The 20411-nt window shown below is 39.7% G+C and carries 15 protein-coding genes and 2 pseudogenes; 7 read left to right on the top strand and 10 right to left on the bottom strand.

What is annotated here, in order from left to right; translation table 11 throughout:
- Positions 1-48: 48 nt before the first annotated feature.
- Positions 49-1062 (bottom strand): FecR domain-containing protein, encoded by a 1014-nt coding sequence (locus KZ793_RS16520; protein WP_225816335.1) that lies wholly within the window; start codon positions 1060-1062, stop codon positions 49-51.
- Positions 1041-1550: a sigma-70 family RNA polymerase sigma factor gene (locus KZ793_RS16515; protein WP_225816334.1), complete on the bottom strand. Its 510-nt coding sequence runs from the start codon at positions 1548-1550 to the stop codon at positions 1041-1043. The genes KZ793_RS16520 and KZ793_RS16515 overlap by 22 nt, the downstream gene beginning before the upstream one ends.
- A gap of 482 nt (positions 1551-2032) precedes the next feature.
- Here KZ793_RS16515 and KZ793_RS16510 point away from each other — a divergent pair, with 482 nt between their 5' ends.
- From KZ793_RS16510 to cas6e, 7 genes are all read left to right on the top strand, one after another.
- On the top strand, positions 2033-3064 hold the full coding sequence (locus KZ793_RS16510; RefSeq protein ID WP_225816333.1) for a hypothetical protein: 1032 nt from the start codon (positions 2033-2035) through the stop codon (positions 3062-3064).
- 680 nt (positions 3065-3744) lie between these two features.
- Positions 3745-6462 (top strand): CRISPR-associated helicase Cas3', encoded by a 2718-nt coding sequence (gene cas3, locus KZ793_RS16505; RefSeq protein ID WP_225816332.1) that lies wholly within the window; start codon positions 3745-3747, stop codon positions 6460-6462.
- A 14-nt stretch (positions 6463-6476) separates the two neighbouring features.
- The gene (gene casA / locus KZ793_RS16500; protein WP_225816331.1) at positions 6477-8081 is read left to right on the top strand and encodes a type I-E CRISPR-associated protein Cse1/CasA; all 1605 of its coding nucleotides are present in this window, start codon (positions 6477-6479) and stop codon (positions 8079-8081) included.
- Positions 8081-8662 (top strand): type I-E CRISPR-associated protein Cse2/CasB, encoded by a 582-nt coding sequence (gene casB, locus KZ793_RS16495; RefSeq protein WP_225816330.1) that lies wholly within the window; start codon positions 8081-8083, stop codon positions 8660-8662. The genes casA and casB overlap by 1 nt, the downstream gene beginning before the upstream one ends.
- A 20-nt stretch (positions 8663-8682) precedes the next feature.
- Positions 8683-9717 (top strand): type I-E CRISPR-associated protein Cas7/Cse4/CasC, encoded by a 1035-nt coding sequence (gene cas7e, locus KZ793_RS16490; protein WP_225816329.1) that lies wholly within the window; start codon positions 8683-8685, stop codon positions 9715-9717.
- Positions 9718-9728: 11 nt separating this feature from the next.
- A complete protein-coding gene (gene cas5e, locus KZ793_RS16485; protein ID WP_225816328.1) occupies positions 9729-10475 on the top strand; it encodes a type I-E CRISPR-associated protein Cas5/CasD in 747 nt (248 codons plus the stop codon).
- On the top strand, positions 10462-11136 hold the full coding sequence (cas6e, locus tag KZ793_RS16480; protein ID WP_225816327.1) for a type I-E CRISPR-associated protein Cas6/Cse3/CasE: 675 nt from the start codon (positions 10462-10464) through the stop codon (positions 11134-11136). Before cas5e ends, cas6e begins: the two co-directional genes overlap by 14 nt.
- Positions 11137-12155: 1019 nt before the next feature.
- Here cas6e and KZ793_RS16475 read toward each other — a convergent pair.
- The 8 genes and pseudogenes from KZ793_RS16475 to KZ793_RS16435 all read right to left on the bottom strand — a co-directional run bounded on the left by KZ793_RS16475 (position 12156) and on the right by KZ793_RS16435 (position 19582).
- Positions 12156-12947, bottom strand: a complete 792-nt coding sequence (locus KZ793_RS16475; protein WP_225816326.1) for a DUF4123 domain-containing protein — start codon at positions 12945-12947, stop codon at positions 12156-12158.
- Positions 12944-14176 (bottom strand): type VI secretion system tip protein TssI/VgrG, encoded by a 1233-nt coding sequence (gene tssI, locus KZ793_RS16470; protein ID WP_317987478.1) that lies wholly within the window; start codon positions 14174-14176, stop codon positions 12944-12946. Before tssI ends, KZ793_RS16475 begins: the two co-directional genes overlap by 4 nt.
- Positions 14079-14414, bottom strand: coding sequence for a hypothetical protein (locus tag KZ793_RS16465; RefSeq protein WP_397443626.1), 336 nt, complete (start codon positions 14412-14414; stop codon positions 14079-14081). The genes tssI and KZ793_RS16465 overlap by 98 nt, the downstream gene beginning before the upstream one ends.
- A 1004-nt stretch (positions 14415-15418) precedes the next feature.
- On the bottom strand, positions 15419-15859 hold the full coding sequence (locus tag KZ793_RS16460; RefSeq protein WP_225816325.1) for a type II toxin-antitoxin system PemK/MazF family toxin: 441 nt from the start codon (positions 15857-15859) through the stop codon (positions 15419-15421).
- A 789-nt stretch (positions 15860-16648) separates the two neighbouring features.
- Positions 16649-17394, bottom strand: a pseudogene (locus KZ793_RS22960) (hypothetical protein).
- Positions 17395-17952: 558 nt separating this feature from the next.
- Positions 17953-18156: pseudogene (locus tag KZ793_RS22955) on the bottom strand (type VI secretion system baseplate subunit TssF); the annotation flags it as partial.
- An 11-nt stretch (positions 18157-18167) separates the two neighbouring features.
- The gene (locus KZ793_RS16440; protein ID WP_225816324.1) at positions 18168-18482 is read right to left on the bottom strand and encodes a PAAR domain-containing protein; all 315 of its coding nucleotides are present in this window, start codon (positions 18480-18482) and stop codon (positions 18168-18170) included.
- Positions 18483-18967: 485 nt separating this feature from the next.
- Positions 18968-19582 (bottom strand): plasmid pRiA4b ORF-3 family protein, encoded by a 615-nt coding sequence (locus KZ793_RS16435; RefSeq protein ID WP_225816323.1) that lies wholly within the window; start codon positions 19580-19582, stop codon positions 18968-18970.
- Between the last annotated feature and the right edge of the window lie 829 nt (positions 19583-20411).

Below are 20411 nucleotides of genomic sequence, written 5' to 3'. Positions count from 1 at the left end.
TATGCCGTATGAGATTGAAAAAAGTGTCAGTAAAAATGATTATTTTTATTAACTGGGCGAATAGAGGGTAATCCAGTAGCGGGTCAAGCTGCGCATTGAGAGCGGATAGGTTTGTAATAGCATATGCAGTGCCATATCCGTATCCCGTATGGGAAAAGCACCAGAAACCCGCAAATTAGTGACTGTATCATCACAACGGATGACACCGGAGCGATAGCGGTTCAGTTCGTTAACCATCGTTGCCAGCGGCAGGTTATCAGCGACTATCATACCTTTTAGCCAGCTCAATGAAGTTGCTGACCGGGGATGTTGTGGGGCAACGGCAAATTGAGTGAAATGGGTTGCTTCTCCAGCATGTAGTATGTGTGGCAAACCGTTATTTGGTGTAATGCGAACCGCGCCTTCTACTATTTCCACCTGAGTGTGTGAGGCTTGTTGGCGGACGCTGAATTTTGTGCCCAATGCCACAATAACGCCTTGTTTGGTTTGTACTTTGAATGGGCGAGCCGGATGACGGCTATCTTTATGGGTTTCAATATAAATTTCCCCTAACTTTAGACTAATAAGCCGTTGGGTATCGTTATAACGAACATCGGTTGAGCTTTGTGTATTTAACGCCAGTTGACTGCTATCTGGCAGTGACCAGCGCTGGATTTGCCCCGTTTTGGTGTGATAATCGCCAGTGAGAAGCTGAAATTGATCAGATTGCCAGAAGAGTGATGATGCGCCAGCCGGTATTAACAACGTGAGTGTAAGTTTTCTGATGGCTTCTCGACGGGAAAGAGTCTGTTTGTTGTTTAACAGAGGTGAGGCGATATGCGGTGGCAAATGGTGGATGCGTGTTAACAGACATTGTGCCCGCTCCCAGGCTTGAGCATGTTCTGGGCTTTGCGCGCACCAAGCAGCGCAGGCATTCCGATCAGCTTCGCTGGCATGACTATCATGTAAAATGGTCAGCCATTCTGCGGCTTCGGCAAGTATCGTTTCAGAAGGTATACTTGATGAAGAAGATGTATCAGTGGAAGCCATACCAATCCCTCTTATGCCATCGCTATCAGGCATTGATAAAAGCCTTGTTTCATATAACGTTTTACTGTAGACAGCGAAATATTCATCTGATTTGCAATATCTTCGTACTTCATGCCTTCTATCTGGGAAAGTAAAAAGACAGTTTGCACTGGCGTGGGGAGTTGGCTGAGCATGATATCAATTTCTTGAAGTGTTTCGAGGATGATAAGTTTTTGCTCTGGTGCGGGAATAAGCGTTTCAGGCAGACTGACGAGTAAATCCAGATAAGATTGTTCAAGTGAGCGGCGACGACACCAGTTAACCATCAATCCCTTAGCAATGGTGACGATGTAGGCACGGGGTTCATTGAGTTGCTGTGGTAACGGTGAACGAAGTAATTTAACAAAAGTATCTTGGGTCAGGTCTGCGGCAGTTTCATCGCAGTTAAGACGATGCTTAAGCCAACGAAATAGCCAATCATGATTGTGGACGTACATGCACTGGATCTGTTGAGTGTCTGAAACATTAACGGTCATTTTCATGCTATGCTATCAATGTAAATGCAAATCATTATCATTTTGGTATGTTACAGGTAATTGCTTTCCGTTACCAATAAATAATGGATGCGAGGCGGCTGATCAAATGCATTTTTATTTGTTATAAATAAAATTAATGAATTAATTTATAGTTTTGATTGTGATTGATAGGGATAAATTGTAAGAGCCTTAAACAGGGATTGAGGATTTAAATAATTTCAGATTGAATCTAATATTAAAAATATTTTCACAAGGGAAAATTTAAAATAATTTTAGGTTTAGGGAAAAGTAATATGATGTTGGGTTTATTGATGTGTTCCTAATATATCATGTAATTATATTTGAATATTGATGTAATGTAGGTGGTTGGAATAATAAATTTGACGTTCAAAAATAGCAAAATTCAGATATATAGCTATAATAGATGATTATATATACGGTCATTACAGTGGTTAATATATTAAAAGCTTAAATGAACGAGGGATAAGATGGAAGGTACTTTAATTATTTGTGTTGATTCGATTCTGAGATTTCGTTCAGATTACGATACGACAATAGCTGTACCGATGTTATCAGTTCAGGAACAGTTAGGGAAAAATGATCCGTTCTTTTTCCTGAAATATTTCAGAAATAAGGTCATAATAGAAAAAGGAGTGACAATATCAAATATATTTCTCGCGATAGAACCGTGGCAGGCTATGCTAAGCACTTGGTTGGAAATTGATATCGCTGCTTATATTGTAGAGATTAGAAAGCCTTCGCAAGAAGAACCGATATTTGATTGGATCAGTATTCAGAGAATCACATCGGTTCATCGGGTATATCAGCGAAAAGATATGAAAGATAATGAGAAACTGTCTGAATATTTTAATCGTGAACATACCCCAACAAAATATTTTAATATTGAATCAGTTTGTATGGCATCAGGTTATAGAAAAGGAGATAAAGAGCATTACAGTATCAGTGAATATATCCACGAGATTAAAAATATCCCCGTCATTGCCAGTGACAGGCAAATATTGATTGGCTATAATGATAATAATACGGATATTTTGAATGATAGATGTTTTGGTATATGTGATAATAGAAATATCAAATATATACAAGGAACAACTTCGTTCGCATTTTATGAATTGATGGAAGCTATTTTTAATGATGGCTTATTTTATAATTCACCACAAACAGCTTGCCATAGCTTAGATATGATAAAAGAAATGTTAGAAATTATAGATCGCGGAAATGTGAATGACGAAAAGGGTAATAAAGAGTATATTAATCAACAAGGAAATAATAGTGAAAATATTAATGTCGGTAATGATGATAGAGAATTAAATATTGAATTTTATGATGGTGCTTTTGATCCACTGATAGAGCATATAGAAACAGAAAGGGAGTATTGGAATTATATAAAATTATTATGTCATTCTTATGGTCATTTGCCAGTAAGAATTGGCAGGATTAATGAGGCTAAAGTTCCTGAATATCGCTTCTATGACAATATTATTGATGATGAAAGTTAGCTTTTATGGATGAGAGATATTTCATCATCAAATGTTAAAGTGCCAATAGATATTGCATCTTCATATGTTGGCTAAATGATTTTTTTTACTTTTCCATGGATTGTGCTGAAAAAATATTAAATAGTGTGAGTAAATCTGCGTGGTGATATATATCTTATATACCCTTCATCTTTCAAGCTGCTGCTTTGTTGGCTGCTTTCACTCACCCCAGTCACATCGTTATCTATGCGCCTGGGGGTTCGTTCACTTGCCGCCGCGCTGCAACTCGAAATCTATTAGGTATGTACAGATAAGGATTAAAAGCGATTTGTGGAATAATTGTAATTGACATCGCTAAACACCCATCAGTACTTTCATCTCATCTTGGCCTGACATCATATACGCAGGGTTGTCAATGTAAATGAACCCTTAATAAAACGAGTACAGACCTTACATATAATTATCTTTATTTATCAAATAGATGAATATAGATTGACTACCCGGTCAAACTGCTCCTTGCACTATGATGTTACTTCAATTCTGGCTTATGTTCAGATGGGTAGGTCAAAAATTCTTCTGTTTAGGTAATTGGTTTTTATACAGAATTATCCTAAAAAAACAGAAACTAGTATTTTTCTGATCTAAATTTTCGCATTATGTTCTAAAAATAGGTAAAAGAGATGTTCAAGTAAGGATTTTAGATGGAAATGCCGATTTATTTTCAATATTGGGGTAAGGCGAAGCGAGTCTTAGAGGTTGATAGTGCAGATTATCATCTACTTCCTTACCATTGTTTAGATGTTGCTGCGGTAGGAATGCAGTTACTCTCTTTAGAAAGATCGTTAACTAGAGATCTTGCTAACTTTTTAGCGTTATCTACGCAGCAGTTACGCAGCATGGTCTCTTTTATATTGGCTTTGCACGATATTGGTAAATTTGCATCTGCTTTTCAAAAATTACTTCCCGGTTTGGCAGTAGGTCTGCATCGACCAGATTGCCCCAAAGAGTATGGTGGCCGTTATTTTTGTCATGATCGTATAGGATTATATTTCTGGGAAAATATCAAAACGGAGTTACTTAATAGACTTGTTAATATTGAAGGCACTGGGCAAAGAGAACAGCGAGAGATGTTTGATACCTTAATGGTATTCATGGATTGTGTATTAGGGCATCACGGCCAGCCAGTTGATAAAACAGGCTATAAAGCGATTAAACATTTTACTGAACCTCATAATTTTAATGCCGCCACACTCTTTGCACATCATTTGGTTGAATTATTTCAACCTGAGTTTCCCATTGAAAAATTACAATCCAAAGAGTGGCGACGGCGATTAGAACAAGTGAGCTGGCAGTTTGCGGGTATTGCAATATTGGCCGATTGGATTGGTTCTGATAGTCATTATTTTACGTATCAATCTAAACCTATGCCGTTAACAGATTATTGGAAACATGCTCAAGCAATGGCAAAAAAAGCGGTTATGGCGATAAATTTAGGTAGAACGCCGGTGGTAAAACCGTTTATTTCCATTCAGGAATATTACGGTTTTGCTGCAACACCATTGCAACAATGGGCCGAATCAATACCTGTAGATGATTCTCCTCAACTGTTTATTTTAGAAGATGTTCCTGGGGCAGGTAAAACAGAAGCGGCGCTTGCGCTTACACATCGTTTGATGCAGGCAAAAGCCGCTGATGGTTTTTATTTCGGTTTGCCTACAATGGCATCTTCTAATGCAATATTTAGCCGGATTGCTAAACATTACCAGCAAATGCTATCAATAGAGGATGACAGTAAACCAAATATCGTTTTAGCTCATGGTCTGTGGGGGATAAATAATCAATTTCGTGAACCCGTTTTAGCGTTAGGTCATCCAGATAGAAACGATGGTAAAACAGATATTGCGGCTTCAGCGCAGTGTAATCAATGGCTAGCTGACCCACGTAAGCAGGCGCTGTTAGCGCCTGCTGGAATCGGAGCGATTGATCAGGCTTTATTGGCCGTATTACCAAGGCGCTATCAATCATTAAGATTATTTGGGCTTAATCGTAAAGTATTAATCGTTGATGAGGTTCATGCGGCTGATGAATTTATGTTTAATTTACTGGAAAATTTATTAGCGCTGCATCTTTATCAGGGCGGTTCAGCTGTTTTATTGACAGCAACATTGACCTTTAAACAGCGTCAACGTTTAACGGATATTTGGCTGAATGTTGGCGGATTGAATTCTCAATTATTGCAAAAAACCGATTTTCCTTTAGCAACAAAAATAAGTTTAAATGCCATCTTGCCCATTATTGAACAACCGTTGTCAAGCCGAAAAGATGTTAGTCGGGAAGTCAAAGTTGATTTCTTAAATAGCTTTGGCAGTTGTATTGAAAAAGTATTAGCCGCCATTGTACAAGGGCAATGTGTCGTTTGGATACGAAATACAATAGATGATGCTATTGAGGCTTATCAGACATTGCGAAGTTTACTTACTGAACCTGAGCGTTGTCTGTTATTTCATAGCCAGTTTGTATTGCAGCACCGAAAAGAGATTGAAGATCATGTATTGACTATTTTTGATAAAAATAGTCAGGGTGAAATGCGGCGGGGCAAAGCATTAATTACCACACAGATATTCCAGGAGAGTTTAGATACTGATGCCGATGTCATGATTTCGGATATTTGTCCTATTGATGATCTTATCCAGCGAACCGGGCGTTTGCATCGCCACACTCGCGATAGTGATGGTATTTATCGAGCGGGTATTAAAGATTCACGCCCTGCACCAATATTGTTTATCCATGCGCCTGAATGGCGGGAGCAATCTGGATCAGATTGGCTAAGCCATAATTTTCGCAATACGCAAGCTGTTTATCGCTCGCCTGCACGTTTGTGGTTAACCATGCGAGTGTTGAGAGAACTGGGGGCTATACGTATGCCCGCGGAAACTCGTCAATTAATTGAAGCGGTTTATGGTCATGCTTATGAGCAGGCACCTGAAGTGTTAAAACATCAAGATAATGAATTTATTGACGAAGAGCGAAGTCAGACAGCTAAAGCTAAGTCTTATTGGTTACAGTGGCAATTATATGGTTATTGTGATCGAAGTGCTGATAATTGGTATGAGGATGATTCAGATATTAATGCTCGCTACAGTGATATTGAAACCGTTGAGGTATTATTACTGAAAAAAGGTGATTCAGGACAACTGGTACCTTGGGTAAATTCAGCCGAATTTTCAGTGTCACTGAGTACGATTAAATTATCCAGAAATAAATATGCGGATAAATTAGCTCCAATTCCAACAAAATTAATACCTGCTCTCAATGCATTGCAACAGAGATATTACCAAATTAGATATTTGCAACCTTGGTTGCCAGATCAAGATCCGAATTTTACTTACTCTTCAACAATAGGCTTTTGTGAAAGATAAAAGCAGGAGGTGTTATGAACTTAGTTCAGGACCCGTGGTTGCCCTTTCGGTTACGTGATGGCAGTGAAAAAGTACTGCCCATTAATGCGATATGTGATCATGATGTTATGGACTTTGCTTTACCGCGAGCTGATTTTCAAGGAGCAGCTTGCCAATTTGCCATTGGTTTATTACAAACCGTTTTTGCGCCGGAAGATAAATATCAATGGTATGCTCTATATGAAACATCACCTGATAAGAAGGTATTACAACAAACTTTTAATAAAGTGATACATGCCTTTAATGTTACCGGTATAGGGCCGCTTTTTATGCAGGATTTTGATCCGCTGCAAACAGTAAAATCAACCACTGTAGCTGGATTGTTAATTGAAGCACCGGGAGCGAATGGTTTAAGACTTAATACGGATCATTTCATTAAACGCGGCATCGGAGATGTGATGTCTCTTGAAATGGCGACTTTGGCACTGTTTACCTTACAAATTAATGCACCGTCAGGAGGGGTGGGACATCGAGTAGGATTACGAGGTGGGGGACCATTAACCACGTTAGTGATGCCGCAACAAACGGATGCCACATTATGGCAAAAACTGTGGTTAAACGTTATTAGTCGAAGTGAATGGCATTATTCAGAACCTGATTTAACCAGTGTTCAGGTTTTTCCCTGGTTAGCGCCAACAAAAGTGAGTGTTAATGAAGGGACAGAAATTAATGCTACCGATGTGCATCCCTTACATATGTATTGGGCAATGCCAAGACGTATACGTCTTGTAGTGGAAAAGGGTGAAAATATTTGCAAAATTTCAGGTAAATATTCTGAGCTCACCGTCTCTGAATATCGGACACAAAACTATGGTGGCAATTATTCCGGTAATTGGACCCATCCGTTAACGCCCTATAAATGGGATGCTAAAAAACCAACACAACCCTTATCTATTAAAGGCCAACCGGGCGGGGTGACATATAAAATTTGGGATGCTTTAGTATTTACCAGCCATGAAAGGGGACAACGTTGTGCGCCGGTTGTGAGTCATTTTTATTTTTTATGTTGTCATTTTGCTGAACTCCGAAGGGCAATGCCTCGTCTGTGGGTGTTTGGCTACGATATGGATAATATGAAAGCACGTTGTTGGTATTCTGTCACTGTGCCGTTGTTTCTTGTCTTACCTGAACAACAGGAAAAGATTCTATATCAAGTCAAAGAGCTGCAAAAACTGGCAATCAATATGATTTGGCTATGTCGGAATCAAATAAAAGCGGCTTGGTTTGAAAAGCTCGCTGATGTGAAAGGAGACACTTCCTTTATTGACCTGACTTTTTGGCAACAAAGTGAATCCCTATTCTTTTCTGTGGTACATCAACTTATCAATAATGCAAATTCCGATGTGCCTTTTCTGACACCAGAACAGGCCAAACATTGGCTTAATACCTTGCGTCATCTCTGTAGAGATTTATTTGATGAATATGTTGCTTTATCTGAATTAGGTAATGAGCGTTCAATGGCGAAACGTATGAGAGCGCGTCAGCAGTTAATTATCGGGTTATATGGACAAAAAGCGTTACAAGAGATCAAAACATTTATCACCAATCATCATATTCACTCCGGTAAAGAGGAGATGTAATGGACAGTAAGAGTGAAATCATATTATTGCATTGGTGGCAAAGTATGTTTATGTCACCAAAACAGTTAAAAGAGAAAGGTATTATTCCAGCTCCTTCTACTTATAGAGCCCAGTTAAAGCGTTGTGAAAATGTTGAGATGGCCATGTTAACCGAAGGTTTTCGGGCTTTATGGCTCAGCTTACCTGATGAAGTTAACTTATCAGATAATCCGGTAAAATTGGAATATTGGGCCACGATGGCGGTGGCATTAGTTTATGTTAAAAACAACAGTGATATTAAATTGGCGGCAGCGGCGGGTAAGAAAGGAGGTGGAAATAAACCGGTTGTCAGTGAATTAAGATTTTCACAATTACAAAATTCTAAAACACCGAATGAATTATTACGTCGATTACGTCGGGTTTTACAGCAAATCAAAGGCAATATTTCTGTTTTGGCTTTAGCGCGGGATATTGAAGAGTGGTTTGCTGAATATGGACAATTACGGCCATGTAAGGCGGATAGGCGTATCAAAGTGAGGTGGGTTATGGATTATTACCATGCTGCTAGTGGTAAATCGGTTGATTTATCGGATTTTCATTAATTGAGTTTAGGATGATCATTATGAGTCAGTTTATTCAATTACACCTATTAACTTCCTATGCGCCATCTAATCTGAATCGTGATGATTTAGGCCGGCCTAAGACAGCGAAAATGGGCGGTTTTGAACGTTTACGTGTAAGTTCTCAAAGTTTAAAACGTCACTGGCGTACTTCTGAATTGTTTGAGCAGGTGCTATCAGAGAATATTGGTATTCGCACCAAGCGACTGGGTATCAAGGTATTTGAAACGTTGATCAATGTTGGAGTGAAAGAAAAATCGGCTAAAGCATTGGCTACGACTATTGCCAGTGTTTTTGGAAAAATGAAAAAAGATGCTTTAGAAATTGAACAATTGGCACATATCAGCCCGGAAGAGCAACAATCTGTCATGTCGTTGATTGCGGTGCTGGCGGAAGAAAACCGGGCACCAACGGCTGAGGAGCTTAATTTATTAAAAACTAAGCAGACCGCGGTGGATATTGCTTTGTTTGGTCGGATGTTAGCCTCAAGTCCGGCATTTAACGTCGAGGCTGCCTGTCAGGTCGCTCATGCTATTAGTGTACATAGTGTTGTTATTGAAGATGATTATTTTACAGCGGTGGATGATTTGAATGATGGTAAGGAAGATACGGGGTCGGCCCATATAGGGGAATTGGGTTTTGCCGCCGCGCTGTTTTACAGTTATATCTGCATTAATAAAACGCAATTAATAAAAAATTTGGATGGTGATGAAGCCCTTGCTAATAAAGCGATTAAAGCATTAACAGAAGCCGCTGTGAAAGTATCGCCTACGGGTAAACAAAATAGTTTTGCTTCTCGTGCTTATGCCAGTTTTGCTCTCGCTGAGAAAGGCGAACAACAACCTCGTTCTTTATCTGTTGCATTTTTAAAACCCATTAATGACAGCGACCAGGGTCCATCGGCAATTGATGCATTAGAGAGCCAAATGCGCAATATTGATCTGATTTACGGTATTTGTGCCGATGACCGCTATAAATTCAATACATTCACAGGGGAAGGAACTTTAACCGAGCTGCTTGAATTTGTTGCACGGTAATGGGGGGCGGAATGAAAGCATATTTAGTCTTCCGATTATATGGCCCGATGGCAAGTTGGGGCCAACCTGCGGTTGGGGGAGAGCGGCCAACGGAATTGTATCCTGGTCGCTCTGCAATTTTGGGGTTATTAGGCGCTGCGTTAGGTATTCGACGAGATAATGAGTCTGAATTAGCAAAATTACAAAAAAGTGTGTTAATTGCAATTAAGCAGACAGTTCCTGGCTCTTTAATGCGTGATTATCATACGACGCAGGTGCCGACGCACAATAATAATGTGGTTCATCAGAGCCGTAAAAGTGAATTAAGGTCAGATAAACTTAATACCATACTGTCTAATCGTGATTATCGTTGTGATGGTATTTGGATCGTTGCTATTACATTAACTGAACACGCTTATTTTACGCTGGAACAATTACGGGATGCTTTACTTAAACCTATATTTATCTTGCATCTTGGACGTAAATCTTGCCCGCTTGCTTTACCTCTCAGCCCTAAACTCATTACGTCATCGGCATTAAAAATGGCATTGGATATCTCTTTTCCACCGCTGATTCATTCTGATAGAGAAGATAAGGTATGGCTAGGCGCAAATGGTATTGTGACTTATTTTTGGGAGGGGAATAAAGATGAAATTATCTCTTCAAATATCTTAATCAGCTATCCTTGGGATGAGCCGATTAACCGGGGGCGTTGGCAATTCCGGCAACGTGTTATGTATCAACTTTCTATCGAGGAGGGTGTTGATGTATTTGTCTAAAATTGTGCTTCGGCAATCGAGTCAAACAGCAAATATATTAGCAAAACTGGGTGCAAATGGCGTTTATACTTCTCATCAATTGTTATGGAAATTGTTTTCAGCAGACGAAAAACGTCAATTTCTATTTCGGGAAGAGATCGGAATAATGGGATTACCTGTATTCTATGTTTTATCTAAAACCTCACCTCAAACTCAGTCACCATTGTTTGAGGTGGAAACGAAAGCATTTTATCCTCAATTGAAGGAGGGGCAGCGTTTAGCTTTCAAATTACGCGTTAATCCAACAATCTGTATTACCGCTCCTTCTGGAAAACGTCAGCGTCATGATGTCTTGATGCATGCTAAGTTTCAGGCAAAACAGCAAGGTGAAACGGAACAGGGGAAAATAAAAGCTATGATGGAGGATGCTGCCCGTAATTGGCTGTTAAATCATCGTCGTATGCAGCAGTGGGGTATTCAGTTTGACGATTTACTGGATATTGAAGATTATACTCAGCATCGAAGTGTAAAAAAGCAGGGGCAAAAAATACAATTTTCCAGTGTTGATTTGCAGGGGCTGCTGACGATTACCAACGGTGAGCTATATTTGGAACAGTATGCAAAAGGCTTTGGTCGTGCTAAAGCGATGGGATGCGGATTGATGTTAATCAGAACGGTATAATGGCCTTGATGTCATTTAAATTTATTTTTGTTGAAGATCGCAATACAATATTCTTTGTTGTATGGGAATATTGAGGTTAAAGGTAGCAAATTCGCTGTTGTTAGAAGTTCGTGTTATGCTTCAAAAGCATGGTAAAAAGTGATATTGCTAGCTAATATCATTCTGTAGAGTAAGGCGTAGTCGTTACTCTCGGAAATATTGATAAAATAATTACCGTGTTCCTCATCTCTGTGGGGATGAACCCGAATTTTGGTATACATTTGAGCAGGGAAGAATATGTTCCCTGTGTTTAATGGGATAAACCGCTATAATTAATGATAGGATATCGTGTTAGTGAGTGTTCCTGGTCATTACCGGGGTAAACCAAACTCGATAAATCTCGTCAAAGAGAGAATTTAAGTGTTCCCTGCATTTGTGGGGATAAACCGCGTCACGAGTGATGCTTTACTATGTTCACTAAATGTTCCCTGTACTTACGGGGATGGACCTAGCAGTGCTCCAAATAGTTATAAAGCTAAGGATGTGTTCCCTGTATTGTACTAACGGGGATAAACCGTACGAAAATGACACTGATGATTAGCTTCCCTGGTTGTTCCCTGCCTCTGCGGGGATAAACCGGACAGTAACAGTGATGTAGTCGGTAGTAATCGGTGTTCCTTGTGTCCACGGGGGTGAACCGAACTGATACTGTTGTGTTTTGGATTTGGAAGCGTGTTCCCTGTACTAACGGGGATAAACCGAACAGTTAGCGTTTGAGCTGGTAGAGATAGACTTGTTCCCCGTTTCTACGGGGGTAAACCGCTAAAGACAGAACTATCTCTATCTGTTGCAATTTGATCCCCGTAATCTACGGGGATCAACCGTCATCCGGAAGGGCAATTGACATAGAGGGGCAGTGTTCCTTGAATTTATGGGGATAAACCAGATTCAGGTTTCATGATGATAGCTGAATGTAGAAATGTTCCCCGTTTTTACGGGGACACGGTGATTGTGTTGTTGATTATATTGTTGTTTCTCTCTCAGCTTTCGATAAACCTTTGGGAAGGGGAGTCGTCAGTAATTGTTTGTAAATAATCTACACAGGTAAGCTTGCTAATATTATCCCCGTTTGCTAAACGGTATTTTAACCAATTGATAATTTGTTCCATTAATTGCCCTTCTGGCTTATCCAGCTTATCAGCCAATTCACCGTGGTTTTCCCAGCAATCATCATTGATCGCAAATGCCATCCCTTGCAGGGCGTAATCGGAATGATGCCAGGCATCTAATAAATGACTGCCTAGGATAAAGGGCAATTCACTGCCACCTTGACCACAATTTTCAGGCCGATAATAAATCTGCGGTTCGGGCATATCGATCATCAGCTCACTCACCGGTGTCAAAAATGCTGACCAATCGCTGACTATCATTGCCGGTAATAATTGACTGAGGATACGTGGGTCCATACTGCGAAAAATCACCGGTTTCTCTTGCAAAATCACCTGCTGGCGTGAACGCCAATGGTTAAGCTGTTGTATCCATGACTGATCACTGCGGTAAGCCCAACCCCAACTGTTATCGGTTGGAGCATGGCTATCAAGCAGATGAGCGATCATTGACAGACAGCCTGACTTGGGCTGAACCAGCCAGGGACTTTGCGCCAGCATGTGATCCATCGGTGTATTGCTGTATAGCGGAAAAGCCTGCTCTACCCAGTCGTTGCTATAAAAAAGCGCCACTGGGTCAGATTCCGCGAGTGAATTGAGCATAAAGAAAACCGATGGTTTATTAGGGATACTCAGCCACTGTAGCCAATTTATTGATGTATTCATTCATCCTCCGGATTATTAATAACCCAATTTGCTTCCTGTTGAGCCAGCACAGCACAAAACGGTTTGGCAGGGAAGTTAACACCGGGCAGAGGCGCAACCCCTTCCGGCAGTTGCAGAGACAACCCACGGCCAGTACCGGCAGAACCTTGCCCGACTGATAAATTCGGCGAGGTCAGAATACCGCCGGGAGTTAACCGGATAAAATGACTACCGACTTTTAAGGTAATTTCTGACGCCGCTTCCAATACCATTTTACCGCCGCTTTTCAGGTGCGTTTCCTGACCGCTTTCAGCGACCAACGCTTCCCCAGTCTGTAAATGTTGACTACCTGAGATACGGTGTGAAACATCGCCATCAGTGCTGTACTTCCCCGATCCTCTGACATGCCGATGATCATCCACTGAAATTTCACTATAGCGGTTATTATCGATTCGCTGCTTATGGTCGTGTTTAATATGCCAGTAAGCGTCGTGCTGAATATGGGCGGTTAAATCTTTTTGCCCATGTAGGTAAATCTCTTCCTGATCTTTTGCATCTTCAAAGCGCAACTCGTTAAAGCCTTCCCCTTTGTGAGTCCGGGTCTTAAACGTGGTTCGGGTCTTTTCGGCGGGTAAATCTAGCGGTGGCCGGTTTAAGCCGTTATAGGTGCAACCAGTCACAATCGGGCGATCAATATCGCCGTTCAGGTAGGAGACAATCACTTCCTGACCGATACGAGGAACCGCCATAAAACCGTAACCACTGCCATTCCAACCCTGGGTGAACCGTACCCAACAGGAGGCATTTTCATTGGCTTTATCATAACGATCCCAGTGAAAATGAATGCGAATACAGCCCTCAGCATTCACGTAAATCTCTTCCCCCGCCGGGCCGACCACGGTTGCCACTTCATCGCCATCCGCCAGCGGTTTGTAACGATATAGCGCTCGCCAGTCCTTATAACCCGAAATAAAACTGAATTCGTTATGCAGATCAGTTCCTGATTCTCCGCTACCTTCTTGCAGTGCCTGCGGACACTTGCCGTGATGACGAATAGCCACGATTTGCCAGCGGGTATTCATGGTATCAACCGGGTGTTCGCTGAGGTCAAAGATTTTACCGGGCATCAGTTTAAAACAGTTGCTTTGCCCGCTACCGGCCTGACGTTGATTCTGGACGGCCTGCTGCTGACGCTGGACGAACGGTTTCGCCTCCGCGTTTTTCTCGCAACGGACGCTGTTCCATCTCATCGGCCAGCGGCTGAGCAGCAATATATAGCGTCACCGGATGAGGTAACAGCTCCTCTTCTCTGAGCACACCAAAACCATTAGTTACCCCTCGGCGCACATAACCCGGGGTGCCGCGACTGATCAGGCGATAAGGCATGTTGACCAGCGGCTTTCCCTGTTCATCCACCAACTGAAATTCCACCCAGTTTTTCAAAAAACGCTTACAATCAAAACACAAGCGTGGATCTGATATACCCATTAGTTTTACTTCTTTCTTTATAACGTTATTTCTCCGTCCGGCTAAATCATCTTCATCAGCATAAATATCCTGTCAGGAATAGCTGTCATTGATTTCGTCACTAAAGAAACAAGATAGTAAAAATCCTATTACCACAGATAAAAAACACCGCTTATGCCGTGAGTAATAGCGAGCTGAACGACAGGAAGACAGAAATGTATTCCCATCAATTAATCCCTTTGAATAAGGGAACAGGAGTTGGAATTTCCTTCATACTGTCCAATATGATGGAACTTAAATTATGATTATTAAATCTCCACTCACATTCCTTGAGAAACAACTCAAAATACTCCTTTGGTATGCCATTAAATCGACACATATGACGTTTGAATAGAAAGAAAAATATAAGATAAAATATAATCACAGAAAAAGATTTAATAACAAGAGAGCAAGAAATAAAAAAACAAAGAAAAACAATAGTTGAAAAAAATATGAGATTATCATGATTGATGATCAGACATGGAATTTTATTAAATTTTTTACATATGAGGAGTTGGAAAACACCTTATAAATAAAAAGCAGGCGAGGAACACAACGTGGACAAGCGTTGTGTCATCTGATCACATAAACAGCACTTTGAGAAAGTGTTTATATGACTATTAAGCATAGGACGGGAACTAGCAGAATTAATCGAGCGAGTTATAGAAGTCGCTGAAGCACTCGACATATTTTTCTGTCTTTTTCCAGATGAAGAAGATTTTGTTCAGTCTTCCCAGCTTTTACTTTTACCACTTAGTTGTTATCTCATTGATGTCACTAGTAAACTACACGAATTGTCAGTTGATGGTGAACTTATTTTGATGGGAAAATTATCAAGCGGTACATAATCGCATAAGGCGAATGTAGATTACTAAATCAAAAACCCCTCATATTAGATATGAGGGGTTATAAGCCCTTTGCGGGAGAAATTTTTAACAAAGCCCTCATGGGGAATAATCATACTGTAGTTAATAGAATACCAAAAGTCAACTTTCAGATTTACTGATAAGGCTTGATGCGCCGATGATTTTGATTATTGCACGTTGTATCTTTTCAACATCTTCACGCGTCAAATATTGCTGAAATGTTTGTTCATTATCTCTTAATTTAAAGAGTCTGTTTGTGTTTACTATCTGCATATGATGGACTAACGCCCAGCGCCTGCGACGATCATAAAAATTAGTTATTCGAAAAATAGATTGATCTAATTCGACATGATAACCGCGAGCAATACCATCGTTGTTTAAAGTTGAGGAAATGGGAACAACGAGATAACCATTGCTACACAAACGGGCATTCATGATTACAACCATTCTTTTTTTTACCATCTCAGGCGGGATGCGACCATTAAAATGGTCTGGTTGTGCCGGTAACCCAAAGTCACAATCAAATATTTCACCGATACGCGGGCGATATCTAATAGCCATTTAATTAATCGGCCCTCTAAAATAATGGTTCCTACCCTAGTATATGTGTTAGGTCAGATATCTAACAACGTAAACGAACAATTTAACGGTCAATAGTTAGTTATCAGTGTTCGATAAAGATAGCCTATCATAATAGGCTACTTATGGAAAATTATAGTTGATAGATATTTTTATTGGTTGTAATTCAGGTTAACTCAAATAAGCAAAATCCAATTACAGCAAAAGAAACTATCAAAAAACATAGATGAAAAGTAATGTAAACAATTAACGTTTTAAGAAAAAAAACCATAACAAAGAAAATAATTATCGGAAAAGCACTATAAATAAAAAAACGATACAACAAAAAAACAATGTTTTTTACCTACCAAAGAAATGATGATTGAATTTTCCTTTGCAGTAGGAAAAAATCTTATATTGATCAAATAAAACACCATATATACTATTAAAGATATGGCAGTAAAATAAAATGACTTTATGTGGTTATCTGGAATAATAATATTAGAAGATAAAGTAATTAAGACTTCAATGAAACCACTGAACTTTGCCGGAAGTAATAAAAGAAAAAGGAATATAATGACATTTTTATTCCCAGACGCAAATTTTTTACCCTACATTTATATTCCAAGGCATCAGCGATTATTAAATTCATACTGCATCTCTAAAACCAAAATCTAAATAATGTCCTTGGTGAATCTTTAAGAAATTTTGTCCTGGAATGCAAATACAAATAGTTGCTGAAAACAATACATTGATTTTTACTTAAATATTGGCGATATGACCTTAATGATGTTACTTTATTTTCCAGTATTCTATTTGATCATTATTCCAATCAATGCTCCCATCTGGATATTCAATCCTCGCAGGTTCTTTACCCGGTGGAATAATCACTTTCGGCATTTTGGTTTCATCCAGTTTAGGTTTAAAAATAATTTTCCATTTTGCTCCTGGTGTTAACTTCAACCTAAAAGGATACAATTTAACCTTACCTTGTAAGGATATACTTTTCGGAAATCCTTCAACCATTTCTAAAACAGGGTAAATAACCGGGTTAAAATCAATCGTATTCGATGCAGAAATTTCGCTAATATTTGTCCGGGCAGCATCATTGATAAATGCCGTTAAGCCGGTTCCCGCATACGGCACAGCATCTTTCATCAGATGTCGGAATCGGTATACCCTACTGCCACAGAAGCTTGATTGATTTTCCATTTACACCATCCTCCTCCATTGAAAGGCAATTTCTCCTGAAAGTAACCGGTTTGTGGATCAACTTTTACATCCAAATCCAATCCATAATAGGTCGGCACTTGATAAGGCGACATACCTGCATCAAACTGATATCTAAGACAGTCTTTTGAGATATACTGCGCAGATACATACGGTTTTGTGTATTTCGGTACGACACTTTCCACCGTAATCAACTGTTTCTTCTCGTCAGGTGAAAAAGGAAAAAACCAGTTAAAAAAGGTATCGCCAAATGCCCAGTAAATAAAATGTTGGCTCACGGTCAGTGATTTTATTAACTGCTTATCCATATCCAGAAAATAGAGATTTCGGTAGTAAACATTGTCAGGGATAAGCATCTTATAACTATCCATTTTCGCCTTAAATTGACGCTGGCTGTCCTGATAGATCGTAATCTTATCCGGTTCGCATAACTCTCTGAGGCGCTGGTCAATATAACCCGCATATTTATACGAGCTATGGTTAGAGAAACCGAATCCGCCTTTCAAATCAGCACTTCTGTTTTCAACAAACAGTTTGTCTTTTTCTTGTTGACTGAGCTGATTAAATAACGCATTCTGCCGCTCACCGGCCAGAGAAAAATCCTTTTCTGTTTCCTGATTTAACTCAGGAATTAAGTAGAGTTTTGTGGTGTTATCCAATATCTCTTCGGCAATACCCGTTATAAAAGAGACATTCCGGGCGGAAATCAGCCATTCCGGGCAACTGTTGGCTTGAAAAAAATGAACCACTTTACCATGATGCAGATAAATTTCTTTACTGGCTGTCGCCTGTTTAATTGCCTGAATAATCGGTGAGGGTGACAATAATTTCATGATTTCCCAGTCATACCCTGCCAGCATCCCTGATGTGAGTTCGGGAAACTCATCCTCGATCTTGCCGCGAAGACGGGCAGCCAACAGCGCAAAGCCCTGTATCACTCGCTCAATATCCGGATCACCGGCACCTTCAGATAAAAAATTTGCCAGGTGCGGATTTTCTTTTGCGACTTCCTGCGCCAATTGCCGTATATACTGCAATTCTTGTAGGAATAGAGACTCTTTTTTATTCATAACACACTGTCCTATAAGGTTTTGATCTGAAAAGATGTTTGTGAGGCGATCAGTGTGGCCCCGCAGGAGGTTTTCATGCCCTCTAGAGCCAGCCCTTGTTGATTGGTTCCGATCACGGTTGAGGTTCCCTCAGCAATGGTTTGATATCCGCCACACTTTGGACACGACACCGGATCGTTAATCCGTGCCACGCCTTTACCCAGAACCTTAAAACTGTCATCACTGGCTAAGACACAGCCGCCATGAGAGGTTCTGTCGCCTTGTCGTATTACATTTTTTAGCGTCATATTTTTGCCTGGAGTTGAAATAATTAATTCTTTTGCCAAAGAAATAACGTAGTAAAAATCCCACCATCACAGATAAAAGCTGCGCTTATTAGAGTGAATTAATGGCGAGTTGAGTGATATACCCTTCATCTTTCAAGCTGCTGCTTTGTTGGCTGCTTTCACTCACCCCAGTCACATCGTTATCTATGCTTCTGGGGATTCATTCACTTGCCGCCGCGCTGCAACTCGAAATCTATTAGGTATAGTCGTTGTGTTAATAACTTCGTTAGTACAACCGGAAAGGCTTGGTGAGAGAAGAGAATCTTATATGCATGCTTCGTTTTTGCATGCGGTTTGTATTTCCTGTTGATTGATAGGAATGGTCTGTAATAGTAATACCATTCGCGATAGTTACTGCATTTAATATCAAATGAGTGATGATAATGATATTTAAATACCAGTGCAGCTTGATAGGGCTAATCTGAAAGCACCGCAGAAACTGCACTCGATACCGAGTTAAGTATCACCTAATCCCATCGTTAAATTCATTCCCAATCCCACAAGAGATGGTAACGATCTCGTGACCAGCGATAATAGAGCGCTAGAAATGCATTAATATTATTAATGGGAAATTGTTCGAAGTCGAAATATTCATCTTCATCCAAATCAAGTAATTCACTTATCCATTGCCGCGTTTCTGCATATTCCTCATGGTCAGGATCATTCAGTATTGCTATTAAATTTTCATAACCATCAATCCCGCCGGTATCTTCAAAGGGACAGGCACGAGCACCATCCAGACAATAAAAAGGAAGTGGAAGATTATTTTCAGGATACTGACTGTTTTCTAAAATAATTTCGTGTTCCCAACCATCGCCAAAATCATAGAGATAAGTAAAAGATCGCCCTTTTTGTTTAATCAGGTCAACCAGACGGTATAAGTCTTCTTCCTTGCTATCAGATGGGCTTTCTGGCATTTCTGTTAGTCGTAGTTTACCAATACGAAATTCATGTAGATGACTATCCTGCCATCCCATCACGATCTGTATCACGTCATGCAGCCTATCGAATGAGATAGAAGCGGGAACGACAAATCGCCGCCAAATAGCGGGTTTTGAGTCTGTGAGCGTTACTTTTAATTGATAGAATCTTTCATTCATCACTAACCTCCTAATGGTTTTGAGATGATCCTTTTTTCCATGTGTTCCATCTATTGTCAATATTTTGTTGAATTTCTCTGGTTAATATTGTCGGAATACCAGACATATTTAGCTACCATACGAAAATCTTTGGTCATATCATCAATTCTAGTGGCTAATATCCATAATAGCTTTTACAACAGATAATCTGGCCTGACCAGTTTGCACTTTGACTGAATTCCGTTTGTGTGGGTAGTCTCTTTGTGCATGGGTTATATATATTAAGTATAGTTTAAAATCACGAGTAGGAGCGATATATTCAGAGCCTTTGCTGTTAACAGAAAAAACGCATATTATTTACATGCCGTTCATCAAATATCGAAGATTAATCACTGTCCTAACTCAGGAAATCCTTAACCAACGTTGTATCATGATAATAGTTGATTAACTACAGATATTCTTATTGTAAAATCATTCCTATTAATAAAAAAAGGTTACGAGTTTTTTAGTGTTTTATCGCATGGATTAAGGAAATGAGTACGTATGTTGTTGAGTAAAATTGAATGAAATAAGAGGGTTATTCTTTGAGGAAATTCCGCTTACAATTGCTCAGACCAGAGAGAATAAATTAAATTATGAAAATTTTTTAATATATTCATAAGTTTCCGCCATGAAATGAGCATCTATATCAAATTTATATGGCGAGGTATATGATCGATGAATATTCATTCGATGTTATCTAAATAATTAAGAATATTGATAGTGAATCCCTGTATATATTATGGTATGAAATTTTTTATTCGATAAAATAAATGATAATTTACTGTTACATATACCTAATAGATTTCGA

Origin of the sequence: Photorhabdus antumapuensis (assembly GCF_020387775.1) — a bacterium.
In the GTDB taxonomy this organism is placed as follows: Bacteria; Pseudomonadota; Gammaproteobacteria; order Enterobacterales; family Enterobacteriaceae; genus Photorhabdus; species Photorhabdus antumapuensis.
The sequence above is the reverse complement of the archived record's forward strand: the minus strand, read 5'-3'. Positions and strand labels throughout refer to the sequence as shown.

What these genes read in the sequence shown, in the direction of transcription:
- KZ793_RS16520 (WP_225816335.1), bottom strand. Translation starts at nt 1,062, where the DNA reads ATGCCTGATAGCGATGGCATAAGAGGGATTGGTATGGCTTCCACTGAT.
- KZ793_RS16515 (WP_225816334.1), bottom strand. Translation starts at nt 1,550, where the DNA reads ATGAAAATGACCGTTAATGTTTCAGACACTCAACAGATCCAGTGCATG.
- KZ793_RS16510 (WP_225816333.1), top strand. Translation starts at nt 2,033, where the DNA reads ATGGAAGGTACTTTAATTATTTGTGTTGATTCGATTCTGAGATTTCGT.
- cas3 (WP_225816332.1), top strand. Translation starts at nt 3,745, where the DNA reads ATGGAAATGCCGATTTATTTTCAATATTGGGGTAAGGCGAAGCGAGTC.
- casA (WP_225816331.1), top strand. Translation starts at nt 6,477, where the DNA reads ATGAACTTAGTTCAGGACCCGTGGTTGCCCTTTCGGTTACGTGATGGC.
- casB (WP_225816330.1), top strand. Translation starts at nt 8,081, where the DNA reads ATGGACAGTAAGAGTGAAATCATATTATTGCATTGGTGGCAAAGTATG.
- cas7e (WP_225816329.1), top strand. Translation starts at nt 8,683, where the DNA reads ATGAGTCAGTTTATTCAATTACACCTATTAACTTCCTATGCGCCATCT.
- cas5e (WP_225816328.1), top strand. Translation starts at nt 9,729, where the DNA reads ATGAAAGCATATTTAGTCTTCCGATTATATGGCCCGATGGCAAGTTGG.
- cas6e (WP_225816327.1), top strand. Translation starts at nt 10,462, where the DNA reads ATGTATTTGTCTAAAATTGTGCTTCGGCAATCGAGTCAAACAGCAAAT.
- KZ793_RS16475 (WP_225816326.1), bottom strand. Translation starts at nt 12,947, where the DNA reads ATGAATACATCAATAAATTGGCTACAGTGGCTGAGTATCCCTAATAAA.
- tssI (WP_317987478.1), bottom strand. Translation starts at nt 14,176, where the DNA reads ATGAGATGGAACAGCGTCCGTTGCGAGAAAAACGCGGAGGCGAAACCG.
- KZ793_RS16465 (WP_397443626.1), bottom strand. Translation starts at nt 14,414, where the DNA reads ATGGGTATATCAGATCCACGCTTGTGTTTTGATTGTAAGCGTTTTTTG.
- KZ793_RS16460 (WP_225816325.1), bottom strand. Translation starts at nt 15,859, where the DNA reads ATGGCTATTAGATATCGCCCGCGTATCGGTGAAATATTTGATTGTGAC.
- KZ793_RS16435 (WP_225816323.1), bottom strand. Translation starts at nt 19,582, where the DNA reads ATGAATGAAAGATTCTATCAATTAAAAGTAACGCTCACAGACTCAAAA.